General features: G+C 70.1%; 21 protein-coding genes and 1 riboswitch. Of the genes, 12 read left to right on the forward strand and 9 right to left on the reverse strand.

Annotation, left to right across the window (positions count from 1 at the left end; genetic code table 11):
• The first annotated feature begins 109 nt into the window (after positions 1 to 109).
• The 10 genes from K7G59_RS27995 (at position 110) to K7G59_RS28040 (ending at position 10,337) form a co-directional block, all read left to right on the forward strand.
• Complete coding sequence (locus tag K7G59_RS27995) at positions 110 to 718, forward strand: CDP-alcohol phosphatidyltransferase family protein (RefSeq protein WP_225839006.1); 609 nt, start codon at positions 110 to 112, stop codon at positions 716 to 718.
• A 114-nt stretch (positions 719 to 832) separates the two neighbouring features.
• Positions 833 to 3,328, forward strand: a complete 2,496-nt coding sequence (locus K7G59_RS28000) for a mannose-1-phosphate guanyltransferase (RefSeq protein ID WP_225839008.1) — start codon at positions 833 to 835, stop codon at positions 3,326 to 3,328.
• 99 nt (positions 3,329 to 3,427) lie between these two features.
• Positions 3,428 to 4,336 carry a DUF881 domain-containing protein gene (locus K7G59_RS28005; protein WP_225839010.1) on the forward strand — a complete coding sequence of 303 codons (909 nt, stop codon included), beginning with the start codon at positions 3,428 to 3,430 and terminating at the stop codon, positions 4,334 to 4,336.
• Entirely contained in the window at positions 4,333 to 4,665 is a 333-nt protein-coding gene (locus K7G59_RS28010) for a small basic family protein (protein WP_225839013.1), read from the forward strand. Before K7G59_RS28005 ends, K7G59_RS28010 begins: the two co-directional genes overlap by 4 nt.
• A 5-nt stretch (positions 4,666 to 4,670) precedes the next feature.
• Positions 4,671 to 5,561 carry a DUF881 domain-containing protein gene (locus K7G59_RS28015; RefSeq protein ID WP_225839015.1) on the forward strand — a complete coding sequence of 297 codons (891 nt, stop codon included), beginning with the start codon at positions 4,671 to 4,673 and terminating at the stop codon, positions 5,559 to 5,561.
• A 190-nt stretch (positions 5,562 to 5,751) separates the two neighbouring features.
• Positions 5,752 to 6,579: an FHA domain-containing protein gene (locus K7G59_RS28020; RefSeq protein ID WP_225839016.1), complete on the forward strand. Its 828-nt coding sequence runs from the start codon at positions 5,752 to 5,754 to the stop codon at positions 6,577 to 6,579.
• Positions 6,580 to 6,620: 41 nt separating this feature from the next.
• On the forward strand, positions 6,621 to 7,358 hold the full coding sequence (locus tag K7G59_RS28025; protein WP_225839018.1) for a MerR family transcriptional regulator: 738 nt from the start codon (positions 6,621 to 6,623) through the stop codon (positions 7,356 to 7,358).
• Between the two features lie 84 nt (positions 7,359 to 7,442).
• Positions 7,443 to 7,916: a bifunctional nuclease family protein gene (locus tag K7G59_RS28030; RefSeq protein ID WP_003988851.1), complete on the forward strand. Its 474-nt coding sequence runs from the start codon at positions 7,443 to 7,445 to the stop codon at positions 7,914 to 7,916.
• Positions 7,917 to 8,168: 252 nt separating this feature from the next.
• Positions 8,169 to 8,855: a MerR family transcriptional regulator gene (locus K7G59_RS28035; protein WP_225839020.1), complete on the forward strand. Its 687-nt coding sequence runs from the start codon at positions 8,169 to 8,171 to the stop codon at positions 8,853 to 8,855.
• Positions 8,856 to 8,924: 69 nt separating this feature from the next.
• Complete coding sequence (locus tag K7G59_RS28040) at positions 8,925 to 10,337, forward strand: DNA polymerase IV (RefSeq protein ID WP_225839022.1); 1,413 nt, start codon at positions 8,925 to 8,927, stop codon at positions 10,335 to 10,337.
• Here the strand turns inward: K7G59_RS28040 and K7G59_RS28045 are convergent.
• Positions 10,259 to 10,630 (reverse strand): PRC-barrel domain-containing protein, encoded by a 372-nt coding sequence (locus K7G59_RS28045; protein ID WP_225839024.1) that lies wholly within the window; start codon positions 10,628 to 10,630, stop codon positions 10,259 to 10,261. The two genes, K7G59_RS28040 and K7G59_RS28045, sit on opposite strands and share 79 nt — an antisense overlap.
• 119 nt (positions 10,631 to 10,749) lie before the next feature.
• Positions 10,750 to 10,844, forward strand: a riboswitch (glycine riboswitch).
• A 174-nt stretch (positions 10,845 to 11,018) separates the two neighbouring features.
• On the opposite strand from K7G59_RS28045, the gene gcvP reads away from it, so the two are divergent.
• A complete protein-coding gene (gene gcvP, locus K7G59_RS28050; RefSeq protein ID WP_225839026.1) occupies positions 11,019 to 13,904 on the forward strand; it encodes an aminomethyl-transferring glycine dehydrogenase in 2,886 nt (961 codons plus the stop codon).
• A gap of 53 nt (positions 13,905 to 13,957) precedes the next feature.
• On the opposite strand, the gene K7G59_RS28055 is transcribed toward gcvP, so the two are convergent.
• The 6 genes from K7G59_RS28055 to K7G59_RS28080 form a co-directional block, all read right to left on the reverse strand.
• A complete protein-coding gene (locus K7G59_RS28055) occupies positions 13,958 to 14,377 on the reverse strand; it encodes a molybdopterin-binding protein (RefSeq protein WP_225839028.1) in 420 nt (139 codons plus the stop codon).
• A 27-nt stretch (positions 14,378 to 14,404) separates the two neighbouring features.
• Positions 14,405 to 15,529 (reverse strand): ABC transporter ATP-binding protein, encoded by a 1,125-nt coding sequence (locus K7G59_RS28060; RefSeq protein ID WP_225839030.1) that lies wholly within the window; start codon positions 15,527 to 15,529, stop codon positions 14,405 to 14,407.
• Positions 15,530 to 15,531: 2 nt separating this feature from the next.
• Positions 15,532 to 16,389 carry a molybdate ABC transporter permease subunit gene (gene modB, locus K7G59_RS28065; RefSeq protein WP_374114292.1) on the reverse strand — a complete coding sequence of 286 codons (858 nt, stop codon included), beginning with the start codon at positions 16,387 to 16,389 and terminating at the stop codon, positions 15,532 to 15,534.
• Entirely contained in the window at positions 16,386 to 17,204 is an 819-nt protein-coding gene (modA, locus tag K7G59_RS28070; protein ID WP_225839032.1) for a molybdate ABC transporter substrate-binding protein, read from the reverse strand. Before modA ends, modB begins: the two co-directional genes overlap by 4 nt.
• A 217-nt stretch (positions 17,205 to 17,421) precedes the next feature.
• Positions 17,422 to 17,817, reverse strand: coding sequence for a molybdopterin-binding protein (locus K7G59_RS28075; protein WP_225839034.1), 396 nt, complete (start codon positions 17,815 to 17,817; stop codon positions 17,422 to 17,424).
• Positions 17,818 to 18,001: 184 nt separating this feature from the next.
• Positions 18,002 to 18,532, reverse strand: a complete 531-nt coding sequence (locus K7G59_RS28080) for a universal stress protein (protein ID WP_225839036.1) — start codon at positions 18,530 to 18,532, stop codon at positions 18,002 to 18,004.
• A 181-nt stretch (positions 18,533 to 18,713) separates the two neighbouring features.
• Here K7G59_RS28080 and K7G59_RS28085 point away from each other — a divergent pair, with 181 nt between their 5' ends.
• Positions 18,714 to 18,866, forward strand: coding sequence for a hypothetical protein (locus tag K7G59_RS28085; protein WP_225839038.1), 153 nt, complete (start codon positions 18,714 to 18,716; stop codon positions 18,864 to 18,866).
• 96 nt (positions 18,867 to 18,962) lie between these two features.
• Here K7G59_RS28085 and K7G59_RS28090 read toward each other — a convergent pair whose 3' ends face one another.
• Both K7G59_RS28090 and K7G59_RS28095 read right to left on the reverse strand, forming a co-directional pair.
• Positions 18,963 to 19,169, reverse strand: a complete 207-nt coding sequence (locus K7G59_RS28090; RefSeq protein ID WP_225839040.1) for a DUF5999 family protein — start codon at positions 19,167 to 19,169, stop codon at positions 18,963 to 18,965.
• 402 nt (positions 19,170 to 19,571) lie between these two features.
• Positions 19,572 to 20,165, reverse strand: a complete 594-nt coding sequence (locus K7G59_RS28095) for a hypothetical protein (protein WP_225839042.1) — start codon at positions 20,163 to 20,165, stop codon at positions 19,572 to 19,574.
• Positions 20,166 to 20,284 lie beyond the last annotated feature (119 nt).

A 20,284-nucleotide genomic window follows, 5' to 3' on the forward strand; every position in this document is an offset into this window, starting at 1 on the left:
TCCTTTTAAAGCTCCGGCTCTTGGGCACACAGCCCGAGAGCCGGAGCTTTTTTGCGTTGAGGTAGGGTCAGGGGGCACCGTTGACTCGTTTCGCACAGGAGGCCCCCGGGTGGAGGTCCAGGAGACCCGTGTCCAGACAGACCGGGTCCTCACCATCCCCAACATCCTCAGCATGGCCCGGCTCGCCGGCGTGCCCCTGTTCCTGTGGTTGATCCTCAGGCCGGAGTTCGGAGGCCCCCACAGCGATGGGTGGGCCCTTCTCGTGCTGGCACTGAGCGGAGTCAGCGACTACCTGGACGGCAAGCTCGCCCGGCGCTGGAATCAGATCAGCAGCCTCGGCAGGCTCCTCGATCCGGCCGCCGACCGGCTGTACGTCCTTTCCACACTCCTCGGTCTCACATGGCGGGACATCCTGCCGATCTGGTTGACCGCAGTACTGCTCCTGCGAGAACTGGTTCTGCTGGTGATGGTGGGTATCCTCAGGCGCCACGGATATCCGCCGCCCCAGGTGAACTTCCTGGGGAAAGCCGCTACCTTCAACTTGATGTATGCCTTCCCGCTCCTGCTCCTCAGCGACGGAAGTGGTTGGATCGCGTCACTCGCCGCTGTTTTCGGATGGGCGTTCGCCGGATGGGGTACAACCCTCTACTGGTGGGCAGGAGTGCTCTACATGGTGCAAGTCCGCCGATTGGTTCGTGCGGACGCCATGGCCGATTGAGCTCAGCGATTGTCCGGACGTAGCGCTTCGATGGCCCGTGATGGAAAAGTGCGGGACAATCTGAACGGGTGAAGTCGGCTAGACCGTCGTCTCTTGGAGGAGGACGCTTCCGACATGAAGGCCGTCGTGATGGCCGGAGGCGAAGGCACGCGCCTGCGCCCCATGACCTCTAGCATGCCCAAGCCGCTCCTGCCCGTGGCGAACCGCCCGATCATGGAGCACGTGCTGCGGCTGCTCAAAAAGCACGGACTCAACGAGACCGTTGTCACCGTGCAGTTCCTGGCATCGCTCGTCAAGAACTACTTCGGCGACGGCGAGGAGCTCGGAATGGAGCTCACGTACGCCAATGAGGAGAAGCCACTCGGTACCGCCGGAAGCGTGAAAAACGCCGAAGAGGCGTTGAAGGACGATACTTTTCTCGTCATCTCCGGTGATGCCCTGACCGACTTCGACCTCACCGATCTGATCAATTTCCACAAGGAGAAGGGCGCACTGGTCACGGTCTGTCTGACCCGTGTGCCCAATCCGCTGGAGTTCGGCATCACGATCATCGACGAAGAAGGAAAGGTCGAGCGTTTCCTGGAGAAGCCGACCTGGGGGCAGGTCTTCTCCGACACGGTCAACACGGGCATCTATGTCATGGAGCCCGAGGTCTTCAACTACGTCGAGCCCGACGTGCCCGTCGACTGGTCCGGCGATGTCTTCCCGCAACTGATGAAGGAAGGCAAGCCCATCTACGGCTACGTCGCCGAGGGCTACTGGGAGGACGTCGGTACCCACGAGAGCTACGTGAAGGCCCAGGCGGACGTCCTCGAAGGCAAGGTCGACGTCGACATCGACGGATTCGAGATATCCCCGGGCGTATGGGTGGCCGAAGGCGCCGAGGTGCATCCCGACGCGCTGCTGCGAGGTCCGCTGTACATCGGCGACTACGCGAAGGTCGAGGCCGGCGCGGAGATCCGGGAACACACCGTCGTCGGGTCCAACGTCGTCGTCAAGAGCGGTGCTTTCCTGCACAAGGCCGTCGTGCACGACAACGTGTACGTCGGGCAGCACAGCAACCTCCGCGGCTGTGTCGTCGGTAAGAACACCGACATCATGCGCGCCGCCCGGATCGAGGACGGCGCCGTCATCGGCGACGAGTGCCTGATCGGCGAGGAATCGATCGTTCAGGGCAACGTCCGGGTCTATCCGTTCAAGACCATCGAGGCCGGTGCCTTCGTCAACACCTCCGTCATCTGGGAGTCCCGCGGACAGGCAAACCTCTTCGGCGCCCGTGGCGTGTCCGGAATCCTCAACGTGGAGATCACACCCGAACTGGCCGTGCGGCTGGCCGGCGCCTACGCGACGACCCTCAAGAAAGGCTCCACCGTCACCACCGCCCGTGACCACTCCCGAGGCGCCCGTGCGCTCAAACGGGCCGTCATTTCCGCGCTCCAGGCCAGCGCCATCGACGTACGGGACCTGGAGAACGTGCCGCTGCCCGTGGCACGGCAGCAGACCGCGCGGGGCAGTGCCGGCGGCATCATGATCCGGACCTCCCCGGGGGTCCCGGACTCCGTCGACATCATGTTCTTCGACGGGCAGGGAGCGGACCTGTCGCAGGCCAGCCAGCGCAAGCTGGACCGGGTTTTCGCGCGCCAGGAGTACCGGCGGGCGTTCCCCGGCGAGATCGGTGATCTCTACTTCCCCGCGAGTGTCTTCGACTCGTACACCGGCTCGCTGCTGCGCAATGTCGACACGACGGGCATCGCCGAGGCCGGGCTGAAGGTCGTCGTGGACGCCTCCAACGGCAGCGCCGGACTGGTCCTGCCCAGCCTGCTCGGCAAGCTGGGAGTGGACTCGCTGACCATCAACCCCGGCCTGGACGAGTCCAGGCCCACGGAGACGGCCGAGATGCGCCGGAAGGGGCTGGAACGGCTCGGTGAGATCGTGGCGTCCTCCGGAGCCGCGTTCGGCGTCCGGTTCGACCCTGTGGGCGAGCGGCTGTCGCTCGTGGACGAGAAGGGCCGGATCATCGAGGACGACCGGGCGCTGCTCGTGATGCTGGACCTGGTGGCGGCCGAGCGGCGCAGCGGCCGGGTGGCGCTGCCCGTGACCACGACCCGGATCGCCGAGCAGGTGGCCGCCTACCACGGCACCCAGGTCGCATGGACCACCACATCCCCCGACGACCTCACGCGCGTGGGGCGTGAGGAAGGGACCATCTTCGGCGGCGACGGTACGGGCGGGTTCATCGTCCCCGAGTTCAGCGGTGTCTACGACGGCACGGCGGCCTTCGTACGGTTGATCGGGCTGGTCGCGCGGACGCAGCTCACGCTGAGCCAGATCGACGCGCGGATTCCGCGGGCGCATGTCCTCAAACGGGATCTCGCGACACCGTGGGCCGTCAAGGGACTGGTGATGCGGCGGGTGGTCGAGGCCGCCGGAGACCGCTTCGTCGACACGACCGACGGCGTGCGGGTCGTGGAGACCGACGGGCGCTGGGCGCTGGTGCTGCCGGACCCGGCCGAGGCGGTCACGCATTTGTGGGCCGAAGGGCCCGACGACGCCTCCGCGCAGGCCTTGCTGGACGAGTGGTCGTCCGTCGTGGACAGCGCCGGACGGTAAAACCCGCAGCACGCGTGCGTGCCGGACACGTGTCTCCCCGGGGGGCCTGTCCGGCACGCCGGTGGGGCCGTTCGAAGGTACTGCTCGCGACATGCGACGATGTGCGGCATGCCGCAGCAACCCCCCATTCGGAGCAGCCCCACCCGGCCGCGTCCGGACGCGTCGATGTCGTTGATCACCAACGTCATGGACCACAGCCTCGACGACGGGTACGCCGAGGCCGCAGCCCGGAAGCAGTCGCAGGGCGAAGGCGGCATGCCGAAAACGCTCAGGGCGAAACTGGGGCTGGCCGTCGGCCTGGTCCTCGCCGCACTGGTCGTCACGGTGGGCGCGGCCCAAGCGCGCGTCGCGGCGCCCGTGGTGGCCAAGGAGCGCCAGGAGCTGATCGACCGCATCGACCGCCAGACCTCGGACGCGGACAAGCTCGAGCGCACCGTGGACAAGCTGCGTGATGATGTCGCCGCGCGCCAGCGGGCGGCCCTGAAGCGCAGCGGTGGGAATCCGCCCCTGGTGGACATCCTGTCGGGTGCCACCGCGGTGCACGGACCCGGTGTCAAGCTGGTCGTGGACGACGCCAAGGAAGCCAGCACCGGAGGCGACGGCACCGACCCGCGCGAGACCTCCGGGTTCTCCGACAACGGGCGGGTACGCGACCGTGACATGCAGCGCGTGGTCAACGGTCTGTGGTCCTCCGGCGCCGAGGCCGTCTCCATCAACGGGCAGCGGCTGACGGCCCTGTCCGCGATCAGGGCTGCGGGGGACGCGATACTGGTCGACAACAAGCCGCTGGTGCCGCCGTACACCGTGCTGGCGGTGGGGGACGGGGAAAGGCTGAGCACCAGGTTCCAGAACAGTGCCGACGGCCTCTACCTGCATGCCCTGGAGGAGAACTTCGGCATCCGCGCCACCATCTCCACACAGGGCGACGTCACGCTGCCCGCCGCACCGAGCCTGACCGTACGCACCGCACAGCCGACCACCGAGAAATCTGAGAAGGGCACATCGTGATCGCCGTACTGGGCCTCGTCGTGGGAATCGTGGCCGGCCTGTTGGTCCGGCCAGAGGTTCCGGCGGTCGTCGAGCCGTATCTGCCGATCGCCGTCGTCGCGGCGCTGGACGCGGTCTTCGGTGGCCTGCGGGCCATGCTCGACGGCATCTTCGACGACAAGGTCTTCGTGGTGTCGTTCCTGTCCAACGTGGTCGTGGCCGCGCTGATCGTCTTCCTCGGCGACAAGTTGGGCGTGGGCGCGCAGCTGTCCACGGGTGTCGTGGTGGTCCTGGGTATCCGGATCTTCTCCAACGCCGCGGCGATCCGACGGCACGTGTTCCGGGCGTGAGACCGATGAGCGACGAGAACAAGCGCCCCGGGCAGAGTGGCCGGCCCGAGAACAACGAACGGCCCGAGCAGAACGAGTGGTCCGAGAACAGGCTGCGCAGGGAGTTGCCCGACGAGGTGCCCGCGCCCGTCCCCGCGGGCGGGCAGCCGTCGGCGGAGAAACACGAGGACTCGCTGACCGGCCGGCAGCGGCTGGTCAAGGGCCTGTGGCCGCCGCGTGTGACGCGGGCCCAACTCATCGTCGCACTGCTGCTGTTCGGCCTCGGCTTCGGCCTGGCCGTGCAGGTGGCGTCGAACAGCGACAGCGACAGCGCGCTGCGCGGCGCCCGGCAGGAAGATCTTGTGCGCATCCTCGATGAACTGGATTCACGTACGCAGCGTCTTCAGGATGAGAAGCAGGGACTCGACAAGCAGCGCCAGGAGCTGCAGACCAGCTCCGACCAGGCGGCCGAGGCACGCAAGCAGACCGCCGAGAAGGAGAGGCAACTCGGCATCCTGGCGGGCACCATGGCGGCACAGGGTTCAGGTATCACGATGACGATCGAGGACACGAAGGGGACGGTCCAGGCGGACATGCTGCTCGACGCGATCCAGGAGCTGCGCGCGGCCGGTGCGGAGGCGATCCAGGTCAACGGGGTGCGCGTGGTCGCGAACACTTACTTCGCGGACTCCGGCAAGAGTGTGAGCGTCGACGGGAACAAGATCAGCGCACCCTATCGTTTCAAGGTCATCGGCAAGCCGCAGGACCTCGAGCCGGCACTGAACATCCCCGGAGGCGTGGTGCAGACTCTCGAGAAGGAGCAGGCCACGGTGACCGTCCAGCAGTCGAGCAAGATCGTCGTGGACGCCTTGCGGTCGTCGAAGCGGCCTGACTACGCTCGGTCGTCCTCCCAGTGAACCGACGGTGCATGGGGGCGATCCGGCAGGGGCATGAGGTTGCGGGGGGTCGGCGCACCGAAGGAGTGGTGCGTGGTGGAAACTGTTTGGCGGATACGGACGTTGTCAGGATGTCCGGATCGGCCGGTGTAGGCAATCAGGGTTCGTCCTGCCCCACGGGCGGGTCTGTTTCGGTCAAGGGGAATCGCCCGTGAAGTTGTTTGCGAAGTTGTTCGGCAAGAGCGCGCGAGAGGGCAGCGCCAACGCGACCGCTCGCCATCGCGCACAGCCAGACGCGGAGGGCCAGCGCCCTCTGTTCCGGGACCAGGTCGCTGGTCCGGGCGGTGACATTTCGGGAGGTCAGGGCGCGGCGTCTGTTGACCCTGCCCAGTCCGGCGGCATAGGTTTCGGGCAACCGCCAACCTCAAGCGCGGGTGGAGGGTTTGCCCCCGACCCGTACGCGTCCAACGCCCCGGCGGGGCAGCCGCAGGAGGGTCCGTCCATGTCGGTCCTGGTGTGTACGAGGTGCGGTAACCGCAACGGGGCGAACGCCCGCTTCTGCTCCAACTGCGGTGCGCCGCTGCGCCCCGGAGTGGCGCCGGAGCGCGCGTCCGAGACGACGTCCACGATCTCCATCTCGGGCCTCGAGGCATACGACGCGGAGGTGACCGGCCAGACGCCGCTGCCGATGCTGTCGCCCGAGGCGCAGGCCGCGGTCGACGCGCTGCCGCTGGGCTCGGCGCTGCTCGTGGTGCGCCGCGGGCCGAACTCGGGCAGCCGCTTCCTGCTGGACGCCGACCTCACCACGGCCGGCCGTCACCCGCAGAGCGACATCTTCCTGGACGACGTGACGGTCTCCCGTCGGCACGTGGAGTTCCGGCGGTCTCCGGACGGCTCGTTCACCGTGGCCGACGTGGGCAGCCTGAACGGCACGTACGTCAACCGGGAGCGGATCGACCAGGTCGCCCTGTCGACCGGTGACGAGGTGCAGATCGGCAAGTACCGGCTGGTGTTCTACGCGAGCCGGCAGGGCATCTGACCTCCCCCGGACCCTGTCCGGGGGGACCCCAGGGAAGGTCCATGCTTCAAACACCGAGCGGCGGTGCCGGAAGCGGTACCGCCGCCAGGGACAGTGGGCTGATGAGCATCGGCACGGTGCTGCACGCGTTGCGCGACGAGTTCCCCGAAGTCACCATCTCCAAGATCCGCTTCCTGGAGTCGGAGGGGCTCATCGAGCCGCAGCGGACCCCGTCCGGGTACCGCAAGTTCAGCGCCGGGGACGTCGAGCGCCTCGGCCATGTCCTCAGAATGCAGCGGGACCACTACCTGCCGCTCAAGGTCATCCGTGAGTATCTGGAAGCCATGGAGCGCGGCGAGGACGTCTCGCTGCCCCTGGTGGGGCGCCAGCGCACCAAGGACGATCCGCGGGAGCCGGACGAGGGACCCACGGTGGCCCGGATCGGGCGGGCCGAGCTGCTGGCGGCGGCGGAGGTCGAGGAGAGCGATCTCGAGGAGTGGGAGTCGTACGGGCTCATCGCTCCGCTCGAGGACGGGGCGTACGACGCCGAGGCCGTCACCGTGGCGACACTCGTGGCGGAACTGGGCCGCTTCGGCATCGAACCGCGCCATCTGCGGGTCATGAAGGCCGCCGCCGACCGGGAGGCAGGACTCGTCGACCAGGTGGTGGCCCCGCTGAAGCGCCACCGGAACCCCCAGACCAGGGCCTATGCCGAGGCCCGTGCGAAGGAGCTGGCGGCGCTCACCGTCAAGCTGCACGCTGCCCTCGTGCAGACCGCTCTCGGCTTGCGGCTGCCCTGAGCGGTGGGCCTCCTGGCCTGCGGATCGGGCACCTGTTCCCGGCCCGACTACCCAAACGTCCCGGGCACGGCCTAGGGTTGCTGTGTGAACGAGCTCGATGTCGTAGGTGTCCGGGTGGAGATGCCCTCCAACCAACCGATCGTGCTCCTGCGCGAAGTGGGAGGCGACCGCTACCTCCCCATCTGGATCGGGCCGGGGGAGGCGACGGCGATCGCGTTCGCCCAACAGGGCATGGCCCCCGCGCGACCGCTGACCCACGACCTGTTCAAGGACGTGCTGGAGGCCGTCGGGCAGGAGTTGACCGAGGTACGGATCACCGATCTGCGCGAAGGCGTCTTCTACGCCGAACTGGTCTTCGCCAGCGGGGTCGAGGTCAGCGCCCGTCCTTCCGATGCCATAGCGCTGGCCCTGCGCACCGGAACGCCGATCTACGGCAGTGACACGGTGCTGGACGATGCGGGCATCGCGATTCCGGACGAGCAGGAGGACGAGGTGGAGAAGTTCCGCGAGTTCCTCGACCAGATCTCGCCCGAGGACTTCGGCAGCAGCAGCCAGTAGAACCCCGGCCGGACCAGCGAGTCAGCGGGCCGGCTGGGGAGCTTGCGGCGGCCGGGCCGGCGGCAATTGCCACCGGCCCTTGAGAGCGTCCTACGGCCTCCCGCGCACGCATTCGGCTAGCCTTTCCCCGCGGTGGGACACGGGAAACCACTCCTAGGGTGATTATCACTCGGCGTGCCGAGTGTGGCGATCGTTGACGCACCCCTGGTGACTGCCTACCGTCGAGAAGGCAGGTCAAGGACGGAGGTCGGCGTGAGAACCAGCGGCGACGGTACGGCTGGGGGTGCTCCCGGACGCGGCTCCGGGGAGAGCGGTCCGTACCCTCCCCCCAGCTCTCAGCTGCCTTCGGGCAGGGGGTTCCCCGTGCCCGGCGGCGCGGCCGACCACGCTCCGCAGCGGCCGACGGCGGTGCCGAGCGGCGGACGGGCGGCGGAGCCCGAGATGTCCGAGGAGATCGGCTACCGCGGCCCCACGGCCTGCGCGGCGGCCGGCATCACCTACCGGCAGCTCGACTACTGGGCCCGCACCGGGCTGGTCGAGCCGAGCGTGCGGCCCGCCCACGGGTCGGGCACACAGCGTCTCTACAGTTTTCGGGACGTCGTCGTCCTGAAGATCGTCAAGCGGTTCCTGGACACCGGGGTGTCGCTGCAGAACATCCGTACGACTGTGCAGCACCTCAGAGAACGCGGTTTCCGTGACCTGGAGCGCATGACTCTGATGAGCGACGGCGCCACGGTGTACGAGTGCACCTCGCCCGACGAGGTCCACGCCCTGCTCCAGGGCGGCCAGGGCATCTTCGGTATCGCCGTGGGCGTGGTGTGGCGGGACGTGGACAGCGCCCTCTCCCAGCTGCACGGGGAACGCATCGACACCGGCGAGACCCTCGTCGGCCACAACCCGGCGGACGAACTGGCGCGGCGCCGCAACCGGGCCGTCTGAGCCCCGGATCCACGGCGGCGCCCCTCCGGCGCCATGGCATTGTCAGTGCCGTGGTGCAGCATCGGAGTTGTGAGAAACACGCCCACGATCCTGCATCTCGACATGGATGCCTTCTTCGCCTCGGTGGAGCAGGCGTCCAAGCCGAGCCTGCGGGGAAAGGCCGTGATCGTGGGCGGGCTCGGCCCGCGCGGTGTGGTGGCCACCGCGTCGTACGAGGCTCGGGCCTTCGGCGTCCACTCGGCGATGCCCATGGCCCAGGCGCGCCGACTGGCACCCCACGCGGCCTATCTCGTGCCGCGCTTCGGTCTCTACCGTTCGGTCAGCGAGCAGGTGATGGCCCTGCTGCGGGAGCTGTCGCCGCTGGTGGAGCCGCTGAGCCTGGACGAGGCGTTCGTGGACCTGGAGGCCGGGGGAGCCGCCTGCGACGAGGAGTCGGCGCGACTGGCCGGAGCGAAGCTGCGTGCGGACATCCTGGCGGTGACGGGGCTGACCGGCTCAGTGGGCCTCGCCGCCTCCAAGATGCTGGCGAAGATCGCCTCCGAGCAGGCCAAGCCTGACGGGCTCGTGCTCATAGAGCCGGGATCGGAGCGCGCGCTTCTCGCGCCCATGCCGGTGCGGACCCTGCCGGGGGTCGGACCGGCCACCGGGGACCATCTGCGGCGTGCCGGGATCACCACGGTCGAGGAACTGGCCGAGGCGGGCGAGGACGAACTCGTACGACTGCTGGGCAAGGCTCACGGGCACGCGTTGTACGCCATGGCGCTGGCTCGCGACGAGCGGCCCGTGGTGGCCGAGCGGGAGACCAAGTCGGTGTCGGTGGAGGACACCTACGACGTCGACATCCACGACCGGCTGCGGGTCGGCCTCGAGGTACGGCGGCTGGCCGACCGGTGTGTGGGGCGGCTGCGCGGGGCCGGGCTCTCGGGGCGGACCATCGTGCTGAAGGTGCGGCGCTACGACTTCTCCACACTGACCCGCTCCGAGACGCTCAGAGGGCCCACGGACGACCCGGCGGTGATCCGGGAGGCCGCGGCCCGGCTGCTGGAATCCGTGGACACCACGGGCGGGGTGCGGCTGCTGGGCGTCGGCGTGTCCGGCCTCGCCGACTACACCCAGGAGGACCTGTTCGCCCAGGCCGCGGGCGAGCGGTCCGCCGAGGAGGACGAGCAGGCCGTGCCCGAGGCCGCCGAGGAGGAGCCGGAGCCCGCCGAGCGGCAGTGGCGCGCCGGGCAGGACGTACGGCACGCCGCCCACGGCCACGGCTGGGTCCAGGGCAGTGGCCTGGGGCGGGTCACCGTACGGTTCGAGACGCCGTACTCGCAGCCGGGCCGCGTACGCACCTTCCGGGTGGACGACCCCGACCTGGAGCCGGCGGATCCGCTGCCGCTGGTGGCGGACGGGGCTCAGGTCTCCTCCGTGCCGGCCAGCTTGCCGAAGTCGTGGTCGGGCACGGCTTCAGGCACATCCACATCCAGACCGTAGTGGTGGTAGAGCTGGAGTTCCTGTTCGGGGGAGAGATGGCGGCCCACGCCGAAATCGGGAGCGTCCTTGATCAGGTGGCGGTCGAACGGTACCTGAAGGGTGCCCTCGACCAGCTCGCTCGGCTCCAAGGGCACGAACGCGTCCCTGGAGAACAGGCCGGTCCGTATGGCAGCCCACTCGGGCACACCCGTCGCGTCGTCGAGGTACACCTCGTCGATGGTGCCGATCTTGTGGCCACTGCGGTCGAACGCCTTGCGGCCGATCAGGCTGCGCGGATCGATGTCGGTCTGCACGGTCCCTCTCCCTCCACTTGGTCGCAACTCATCCGTAAGGACTACAAAAGAGCACATTCAATGAGGCGGCCACTCGAAGGCCCGGGCGTTGACCTCGCTGGTAGGCTGACAGCGGCTGCTGACCCCGCGCGGGAGAGTCCTCCGACCACGTCGGAGGCGCCGAAGGAGCAAATCCTCCCCGGAATCTCTCAGGCTCACGTACCGCACGGACGAGGTCACTCTGGAAAGCAGGGCAGGTGTCGAAGGCGTCCGCCCTCACCGACGGTGAAAGCCGGCGTCCTCGGGCGCCCGGTGAAGCTCTCAGGTTGAGATGACAGAGGGGGAGGCCGTCCGGGCACCCGCGTCGTGGTGCCCCTCGCAGGTCGCGCCAGACCAGGAGGCCTCCGCAATGACCGCCCCACACGTTCCGCTGTCCGAGCTCGAAGCGGGCATCCCCTTCGAGCAGCGCCACATCGGGCCCGACCAGGAGGCGCGGGCCAAGATGCTCGCGCAGGTCGGTTACGGCTCCCTCGACGAGCTGACCGCCGCCGCGGTTCCGGATGTGATCAAGAACGCCGACGCCCTGGACCTGCCGGAGGCCCGGACGGAGGCCGAGGTGCTCGCCGAGCTGCGTTCGCTCGCCGACCGCAACCAGGTCCTCGACTCCATGATCGGCCTGGGCTACCACGGCACCTTCACGCCGCCCGTCATCCTGCGCAACATCATGGAGAACCCGGCCTGGTACACCGCTTACACGCCGTACCAGCCGGAGATCTCCCAGGGCCGCCTGGAGGCCCTGCTGAACTTCCAGACGGTGGTCGCCGACCTCACCGGCCTGCCCACCTCCAGTGCCTCCCTGCTGGACGAGGGCACCGCCGCGGCCGAGGCGATGGCGCTGTCCCGGCGCATGGGCAAGAACAAGAAGGGCCTGTTCCTGGTCGACGCGGACGCGCTGCCGCAGACCATCGCCGTGATCGAGACGCGTGCCGAGCCGACCGGTGTCGAGGTGGTCGTCGCCGACCTCAGCGAGGGCATCCCGGCCGGCATCGCCGCCCGCGAGATCAACGGCGTCCTCGTCCAGTACCCGGGCGCCTCCGGTGCCGTACGGGACATCAAGCCGGTCATCGACCAGGCGCACGAGCTCGGCGCGCTCGTCACCGTCGCCGCCGACCTGCTCGCCCTGACCCTGCTGACCTCGCCCGGCGAGCTGGGTGCCGACATCGCGATCGGCACCACCCAGCGCTTCGGTGTGCCGATGGGCTTCGGCGGGCCGCACGCGGGCTACATGGCGGTGCACGAGAAGTTCGCGCGCAGCCTGCCCGGCCGTCTCGTGGGCGTCTCCGTCGACGCCGACGGCAACAAGGCGTACCGCCTGGCCCTGCAGACCCGTGAGCAGCACATCCGCCGCGAGAAGGCCACCAGCAACATCTGCACCGCGCAGGTACTGCTCGCCGTGATGGCCGGCATGTACGCCGTCTACCACGGCCCGGAGGGCCTGAGGACCATCGCGCGGCGCACCCACCGCTACGCCGCCGTCCTCGCCGAGGGCCTGAAGGCCGGCGGTGTCGAGATCGTCCACGCCGCCTACTTCGACACGCTCACCGCGCGGGTGCCCGGCAAGGCCGCCGAGGTCGTCGCCGCCGCCCGGCAGAACGGGGTCAACCTGCGCCTGGTCGACGCCGACCACGTCTCCATGGCCTGCGACGAGACCACCACGCGCGCCCAGCTCGGCGCCGTCTGGTCCGCCTTCGGTGTCGACGGCGACGTCGAGGCGCTGGACGCGACGGCCGGGGACGCGCTGCCCGAGGCGCTGCTGCGCACCGGCGACTACCTGACCCACCCGGTCTTCCACCAGTACCGCTCCGAGACCGCGATGCTGCGCTACCTGCGCAAGCTGTCCGACCGCGACTACGCGCTCGACCGCGGCATGATCCCGCTGGGCTCCTGCACCATGAAGCTCAACGCGACCACGGAGATGGAGCCGGTCACCTGGCCCGAGTTCGGCCAGCTGCACCCCTTCGTCCCCGCCGAGCAGGCCGAGGGCTACCTGACGCTCATCCGCGAGCTGGAGGAACGTCTCGCCGAGGTCACCGGCTACGACAAGGTCTCGCTCCAGCCGAACGCCGGCTCGCAGGGCGAGCTGGCCGGTCTGCTCGCGGTGCGCGGCTACCACCGCGCCAACGGCGACGACAAGCGCACCGTCTGCCTCATCCCGTCCTCCGCGCACGGCACCAACGCCGCCAGCGCCGCGATGGCCGGCATGAAGGTCGTCGTCGTCAAGACCGCCGAGGACGGCGAGGTCGACGTCGAGGACCTGCGCGCCAAGATCGAGCAGCACCGCGACGAGCTGGCCGTGCTCATGATCACCTATCCGTCGACGCACGGCGTGTTCGAGGAGCACGTCGCCGACATCTGTGCCCAGGTCCACGAGGCGGGCGGTCAGGTGTACGTCGACGGCGCGAACCTCAACGCGCTGGTCGGCCTCGCCAAGCCGGGCCACTTCGGCGGTGACGTCTCGCACCTGAACCTGCACAAGACCTTCTGCATCCCGCACGGCGGCGGCGGCCCCGGCGTCGGCCCGGTCGCGGTCCGCTCGCACCTGGCGCCGTACCTGCCCAACCACCCGCTCCAGCCGGCCGCCGGCCCGGAGACGGGCGTCGGCCCGATCTCGGCGGCGCCGTGGGGCAGTGCGGGCATCCTGCCCATCTCCTGGGCCTACGTCCGGCTGATGGGCGGCGAGGGTCTCAAGCGCGCCACGCAGGTGGCCGTGCTCTCCGCGAACTACATCGCCAAGCGCCTGGAGCCGCACTACCCGGTGCTCTACACCGGCCCCGGCGGTCTGGTCGCGCACGAGTGCATCATCGACCTGCGCCCGCTGACCAAGGCGACCGGCGTCACCGTGGACGACGTGGCCAAGCGCCTCATCGACTACGGCTTCCACGCGCCGACGATGTCCTTCCCGGTGGCCGGCACGCTGATGATCGAGCCGACCGAGTCCGAGGACATCACCGAGCTGGACCGTTTCTGCGACGCGATGATCGCCATCCGCGCGGAGATCGAGAAGGTCGGCTCCGGTGAGTGGCCCGCCGAGGACAACCCGCTGCACGGCGCCCCGCACACCGCCGCCGCGCTGGGCGGGGAGTGGGCGCACGCCTACAGCCGTGACGAGGCCGTCTTCCCGGCCGGTGTCTCGGCCGCCGACAAGTACTGGCCGCCGGTGCGCCGCATCGACCAGGCCTTCGGCGACCGCAACCTGGTCTGCTCCTGCCCGCCGCTGGACGCGTACGAGGACTGAGTGAGCCGTGGATGAGGGCCCTGTCCGGTGTTCCGGGCGGGGCCCTCACCCTGTCATGCCGTCGCCAGGGACACCTCTGTCGCCTTGATCAGGGCGACCACGTCGGAACTCACGTAGAGGCCGAGACCGGTGGCCGCGTCCTTGGTGATCACAGAGGTGAGTCCGCCGCCGTCCACGCCGATCTTGACGAAGGCCATGGCCCCGCCCAGGGTCAGATGGGTGACCGTGCCGGGGAGCTGGTTGCGGATCGACAGTCCCTCGACGCGGCTCGTGGCGAGCGAGACCTCCGTCGCCTTCACCAGGGCGCGGACGGCCGAGCCGGGGGCGAGGCCGAGTTGCTCGACGGCCTCCGCGGTGACCGCGGCCATGATGTCCTGCCCGCCGTCCAGGCGGACCTTGACGACGGCCATGACCTCCCCGGGCTGAACCTCGCTGACAGTGCCGGAAAGCTGGTTGCGGATGCTCAGAGTCATGGCCCTCACCGTAGGGCTTGTGTCCGCTCAGGCCGGGTATGCATGGGTCTGCGTCGCTTTGACCGTCGCCCAGACCGATGCTCCTGGCTGCAGGTCCAGCTCGGCCGCGGCGACGGTGGTGAGGTCGGCGGCGAGGGGCAGTTCGCCGATGAGGTCGGCGCGCAGCTGGTCGCCATGGGGCTCCAGGCCGGTGACCTCGCAGCGCCACAGGTTGCGGGCGCTGACGCCGGCGGGCCGGTCGCGGAACAGGGTGACCGCGGAGGGCGGAAACGCCACGAAGGCGGGCCCGGACAACTCCTGCGAGGTCGTGATCGAGGGTCCCGAGCCCAGCCGAACCGTGTGCCCCTCGGCCTGCCCCTGGTACAGGTTGAGGCCGACGAGCCGGGCGATGTAGTCCGTGCGCGGACGGCGCGCGATGTCGGACGGGCTGCCCTCCTGCACGACCCGGCCGTGCTCCACGACCACCAGTCGGTCGGCCAGCACCATGGCGTCCAGCGGGTCGTGCGTGACCAGGACGGCGACCGCCTCGAACTCGGCCAGGTGGCGGCGGAGCTGGGCCCGGACCTCCATGCGGGTACGGGCGTCCAGGGCCGCGAGCGGCTCGTCCAGGAGCAGCAGCCGGGGCCGGGTGGCCAGTGCCCGGGCGAGGGCGACGCGCTGGGCCTGCCCGCCGGAGAGCCGACGGGGTTTGGTGCCCGCGTGTTCGGCCAGGCCCATACGGTCCAGCCAGGTGGCGGCCTGCGCGCGGGCCTCGGCCTTGCCGGCGCCCTGGCAGCGCGGCCCGAAGGCGATGTTGTCCAGGGCGGACAGGTGCGGGAAGAGCAGGTAGTCCTGGAAGACCACACCGACCGGGCGGGATTCCGGCGGGGTGCGCTCCAGGCAGGCACCGTCCAGCCGCAGACGGCCCTCGGTGAGCGGGACCAGTCCCGCCAGGGCACGCAGGGCCGTTGTCTTGCCGGCGCCGTTCGGGCCGAGCAGGGCGACGACGTCCCCGGGGGCGGCCGTCAGTGTCATGTCCAGCCGGAACGCACCCCGTTCGACGACGAGCCGGGCGTCCAGCCCCTGCTCGCCCGCCACCTGGGTGCCGGCCTCGGGGGCGTCGGTCTCGGTCACGGGTCGGTGCGGTCGCACATGCCCAGGGTTGGCTGCCATCGTCAGGCTCCCGTCATCCACCGGTCCCGGAGCCCCGCCAGCACCGCGACCGACACGGCCAGCAGGACCAGGCTCAGGGAGATCGCGGCCTCGGGGTCGTTCTGCAGGGCGAGGTAGACCGCGAGGGGCATGGTCTGGGTACGGCCGGGGAAGTTGCCCGCGAAGGTGATCGTCGCGCCGAACTCGCCGAGCGCCCGTGCCCAGGCCAGTACGGCGCCCGCCGCGATGCCGGGGGCTATCAGCGGCAGGGTGACCCGGCGGAAAGCGGTGAAGCGGGAGGCGCCGAGCGTGGCCGCCGCCTCCTCGAAGCGCGGATCGGCGGCGCGCAGGGTGCCCTCGACGCTGATGACCAGGAACGGCATCGCGACGAACGCCTCGGCGACGACCACCCCTGTGGTGGTGAACGGCAGCGTGATCCCGAACCAGGCGTCGAGCCACCTGCCGACGACCCCGTTGCGGCCCAGGGCGAGCAGCAGGGCCACACCGCCGACCACCGGCGGCAGCACGAGCGGCAGGGTCACCACCGCGCGCACAAGACCGCGGCCCGGGAAGTCGGTGCGGGCCAGCAGCCAGGCCAGCGGCACGCCCAGGACGAGGCTCACGGCGGTCGCCGCCGTCGCGCTGACCAGGGACAGCTGGAGCGCCTGCCACACCTCGGCGCTGGTCAGCCGGTCCGGCAGACTGTGCCAGGGGGCGCGCAGGAGCAGCGCGAGGAGCGGCAGCACCAGGAACGCCAGGGCCAGCACGCCGGGGAGCAGCAGGGGCAGCGGTACTCCGCGTCGGCCCCTTGTGCCGGTGAGGCGCCGCGGCCGGCCCGTGCGGGGGCCGGCCACGGCTGTGCGCCTGTCGAGCGAGGTCACGGCTCGAGGAACCCGTCCCCGCTCAGGACCCGCTGACCCACGCCGGACCGGATCAGTGCGATGAACGCCTTGGCGGCCCGGGCGTTCTGCCCGTTCTTCAGCAGGGCGATCGGGTAGTTGTTGACGGCCTCGGCCGACTCGGGGAACTCCACGCCCTCCACCTTGTCGCCCGCCGCCCTGACATCGGTCCTGTAGACGAGGGCCGCGTCGGCCTCCTTCAGCTCGACCTTCGTCAGGGCGCCCTTGACGTCCTGCTCGTACGACACCGGGGTCAGCATGACCTTGCCGACGCTCAGGGCCTTCTGGGCGGCGGCTCCGCACGGCACGCTGCTGTCGCACAGGACGACCTTCAGGCCGGACTTCGTCAGGTCCTTCAGCGAGGCCACCTTGTGCGGGTTACCCGGCACGGTGGCGATCTCCAGCTGGTTGCGGGCGAACGTGGCCGGGGTGCCGGCCGTGTCCTTCGTGTCCGTCACGATCTTCATGGTCTTGGGGCTGGCGGCGGCGAAGACGTCCGCCGGGGCGCCGCCGGTGATGTTCGCGGCCAGGGTGTCGCTGCCGCCGAAGTTGAAACTGACCCTGGTGCCCGGGTGCTGCTTCTCGAACTCCTTGCCAAGGGTCGTGAAGCTTTCCTGGAGGGAGGCCGCCGCGAAGACGGTGACCGTGCCGGAAAGCTTCGCGGAAGCCGCGTCGCCTGCCTTTCCGGACGCGTCGGAAGAGCCGGAACCGGAGCAGGCGCTGAGTGTCAGCAGGGCGGCGGCTCCCGTGCTCGTCATCTGCAGTATCCGCCGGGTTCGGCGCACGGAACGGGTCATGGCGGATCTGCTCCTCGGGTCCTGTGGGGACGAACGTCGCGGCCTGGCACGGCTGAGCACCGGCACTGCGTCGATGATACTGCCGCATTTGCCAGGTAGAAGTCTCCTGTGGCATCGCATGAGCTGCGAATTTGTGGCCGGGAGCTGGCATGTGCGTTTGTACGGAACCGTGTGCCCTGTATCTGCGGTCACCGGGTGCGGCGCAGCGAGCGGTAGGTCAGACGCGGTCGATATGCACGTTGGTCGACTTCACGCGCGCGGTGGCCTCCATACCGACCTCCAGGCCCAGTTCCTCCACGGCCTCCCGGGTCAGCAGGGAGACCAGCCGGTGCGGGCCCGCCTGGATCTCCACCTGGGCGGCCACGTCGCCGAGCTTGATGGCGGTGACGATGCCCGGGAAGGCGTTGCGGACCGAGGTGTAGGAGGCGTCCTCCTCGCCGCCGCCCGCCTTGGCCAGTTCGACCGAGAAGGCGGCGAGGGCCTTGCCGTCGATGAGCCGCCGCCCGGCCTCGTCGCGATGGGTGGCCACCCGGCCCGCGTCGGCCCAGCGCCGGGCGGTGTCGGGGCTGACGCCGAGAAGCCGTGCGGCCTGGCCGATGGTGTAGGACTGCATGCCGGTCACGATAGGGGCACGGGCCGGGAACCGCGGTCCCGGGCTGGCCGTCGGGCGTAACGCGGCATGACTGGCGCGCACGTTCGGCCGCGGTCGGCAGCGGCCTCAGCCCGGGCGCGCCCTCGGCCGGTCGACGGTCCGGTTCTGCCTCCCGCGGCTGTCGGGTCCTGCCCCTCTCCCCTTTTCACAGACCCCGCGTGTCGATCCGTAGGTGCCAGACGTTGCGCCGGTGCACGGACACCAGTTCGGACTCCAGGGGGGACGGGGGCACCGCGAGGACGGGGCAGTGGGCGTGGGCCACACAGTGCCGGGAGACCCAACCCGAGAAGGCGCGCTGCAGGCCGCGCCGTCCGGCGCCCACGACCAGGAGGTCGTTCTCGCGGTCCGCGAGCGCCACCAGCGCCCGGCCGGGGGTGCCGCGGACGACGACGGCGTGCATCGGCACACCGGGGCCCTTCTCGCCGAAGATCTCGTCGAGCACCGAGGCCAGCCGCTGCTGCGCCAGCCGCTGCCACTCCGCCACCGGCAGGCCGGCCGCCGGGGAGCGACGTGCGGCGGGGTCGCCGCCCGGCGGTTCCCAGGCCAGCGCCGGCCACAGCTCGGCGCCCAGCGTGCGGGCCAGCGCGGTGGCCCGGCGCAGGGCCGTGACGCTGCCCAGGGAACCGCTCACGCCGACCACCACGCGGGGTGGGGCGGAGGTGTCGTGACCGGACATGACTCCACCGTTTTTCTCGCGGGTGCCCGCGGGACCCGCGGGCGAGGCCTCCCTTCCATCCCACCTCCGCGAGGGCGATCCGACCAGCGGGGGCGACATCCTGGCGTGATCCGTCCACGGGTCGTCTTAGGGCTGCCGACGGCGCTCGTCGTCCTGCGCGGCTTCTTCCGGCAGATCCCCGGTGAACGGGAGGGCCGCCCTTCTCGCTGTCGTCACCCGCTGGGCCGCCTTCTTCCCGCCGCTGCTGGTCCTCTCCGACGCGACCCGGACCGCCTGCTCGGTCACCGAACGCCAGTGGGTGGCGGCCTCACCGGCCGGGCCCACGAAGGGCTGACGTACGGCTACTGACGGTAGCCGGGCCCGGACACACGTCGGGGCCGGTGCGCACCGGTGTGTGCGGCCGGCCCCTCATCGGGTCACTGTGCTGCGCTCAGGCGGCGGTCATCACCCGTTCCGCACCGAGTGGCCGGTGCGGAGCGATGACGCGGCCGTCCGGCAGCAGCTCACCGGTGTCCTCGAAGAGCAGGACGCCGTTGCACAGCAGGCTCCATCCCTGCTCCGGGTGGTGGGCCATGAGGCGGGCGGACTCCCGGTCGGCGGACTCCGCTGGCGGGCACGGCGGCTGGTGCTGGCACATGGGTGGGATCTTTCGCTCTGTCGTGGTCATGTCCGTCCCCCGTTGTGATAAGTCGGTCGGAACCCAGTGTTGCCCTCTCGGCGTCGATCCGCAGGGATTTCGCAGCACCGCTTCTCACAGGTTCATGACGCGTCACCCGCGCGGACGGTTCATTCCAACTCCCCTGTCCTTTTGGGTGGTTCGGGGTGACCGGATGGGACTAGTCCGGTCGGAGAGATCGACGCGGAGATCGATTGGAGATCGACGCGGAGATCGTCGTCGAGACCGCCAAGGGGGTCAGAGAAGATCCTTTTCCGGCCCGTACGAGCATTATCGCTCCCCTGGGGCAGGAATAACAGGAGTACCCCGCTTCCCTTCCGGGGTCGCGGGGTACGCGTGCGCGCCTGAGAGTGCAGGCCTGGTTCAGGCGGGCGAGCCGAGCAGTGGGATCTTCGGGACCGCGGTCGCCCGATGGGTCAGCACCGGGAGCAGATCGGCGACGCGATGCGGGCGGTGCGCGAAGATGCCGGGGGGCGCCGGGGCCAGGGGGACCAGGAGGTCGGTGGCGGCCGGATGTCCTTCCGCGCCGTCGGCGGCGCAGTCCCCGTGCAGCCACAGGGTGAGCATGTACAGCCCGGGCACGGACAGCAGGCGCGGCTGGTACGGCTGTTGCAGCCCCTCGGCCTGCTGCAGCGCACGCTCCGTCGACGTGATGTACGGCCCCTCGAAGAAGTGCGAGAAGGCCCAGCCGTCGGGCGTCAGCATGGTCTCGGCCGCGGCCACCGCGCGGTCCCCGCAGTGGATCAAGAAGCGCCAGCCGGCCAGCCGGGTCGCGGACAGACCCTGCGCGCTGATCCGGTCCAACACGTGGACGGGCAGCGAGAGTTCGGGCGTCACTGGGCCGTGGGCGGCGCGCAGGGAGGGCGTCTTGGCCTCGCGCACCGCGGTCGGGGAACCGAGGGCGGTGAGGACGGAGCGCAGGGCGGGCGCGGGGGCAGGGGGAAGGTGGAGCGGCATGTGGGTCGCCTCTCATTCGACAGGCGCGGCGGCGCGAGGAGGGTGGGGCGGACAGCGCTGTCTGCTCACTGATGGCGAGAGTGGTGGTGCCCGTTCGACGAACGAGGGTGCGGTGCCGA

It is taken from the genome of Streptomyces sp. NK08204 (assembly GCF_020400585.1).
Lineage (GTDB): Bacteria > Actinomycetota > Actinomycetes > Streptomycetales > Streptomycetaceae > Streptomyces.

What these genes read in the sequence shown, in the direction of transcription:
- K7G59_RS28000 (WP_225839008.1), top strand. Translation starts at nt 833, where the DNA reads ATGAAGGCCGTCGTGATGGCCGGAGGCGAAGGCACGCGCCTGCGCCCC.
- K7G59_RS28005 (WP_225839010.1), top strand. Translation starts at nt 3,428, where the DNA reads ATGTGCGGCATGCCGCAGCAACCCCCCATTCGGAGCAGCCCCACCCGG.
- K7G59_RS28015 (WP_225839015.1), top strand. Translation starts at nt 4,671, where the DNA reads ATGAGCGACGAGAACAAGCGCCCCGGGCAGAGTGGCCGGCCCGAGAAC.
- K7G59_RS28025 (WP_225839018.1), top strand. Translation starts at nt 6,621, where the DNA reads ATGCTTCAAACACCGAGCGGCGGTGCCGGAAGCGGTACCGCCGCCAGG.
- gcvP (WP_225839026.1), top strand. Translation starts at nt 11,019, where the DNA reads ATGACCGCCCCACACGTTCCGCTGTCCGAGCTCGAAGCGGGCATCCCC.
- K7G59_RS28055 (WP_225839028.1), bottom strand. Translation starts at nt 14,377, where the DNA reads ATGACTCTGAGCATCCGCAACCAGCTTTCCGGCACTGTCAGCGAGGTT.
- K7G59_RS28060 (WP_225839030.1), bottom strand. Translation starts at nt 15,529, where the DNA reads ATGGCAGCCAACCCTGGGCATGTGCGACCGCACCGACCCGTGACCGAG.
- modA (WP_225839032.1), bottom strand. Translation starts at nt 17,204, where the DNA reads ATGACCCGTTCCGTGCGCCGAACCCGGCGGATACTGCAGATGACGAGC.
- K7G59_RS28075 (WP_225839034.1), bottom strand. Translation starts at nt 17,817, where the DNA reads ATGCAGTCCTACACCATCGGCCAGGCCGCACGGCTTCTCGGCGTCAGC.
- K7G59_RS28080 (WP_225839036.1), bottom strand. Translation starts at nt 18,532, where the DNA reads ATGTCCGGTCACGACACCTCCGCCCCACCCCGCGTGGTGGTCGGCGTG.
- K7G59_RS28090 (WP_225839040.1), bottom strand. Translation starts at nt 19,169, where the DNA reads ATGTGCCAGCACCAGCCGCCGTGCCCGCCAGCGGAGTCCGCCGACCGG.
- K7G59_RS28095 (WP_225839042.1), bottom strand. Translation starts at nt 20,165, where the DNA reads ATGCCGCTCCACCTTCCCCCTGCCCCCGCGCCCGCCCTGCGCTCCGTC.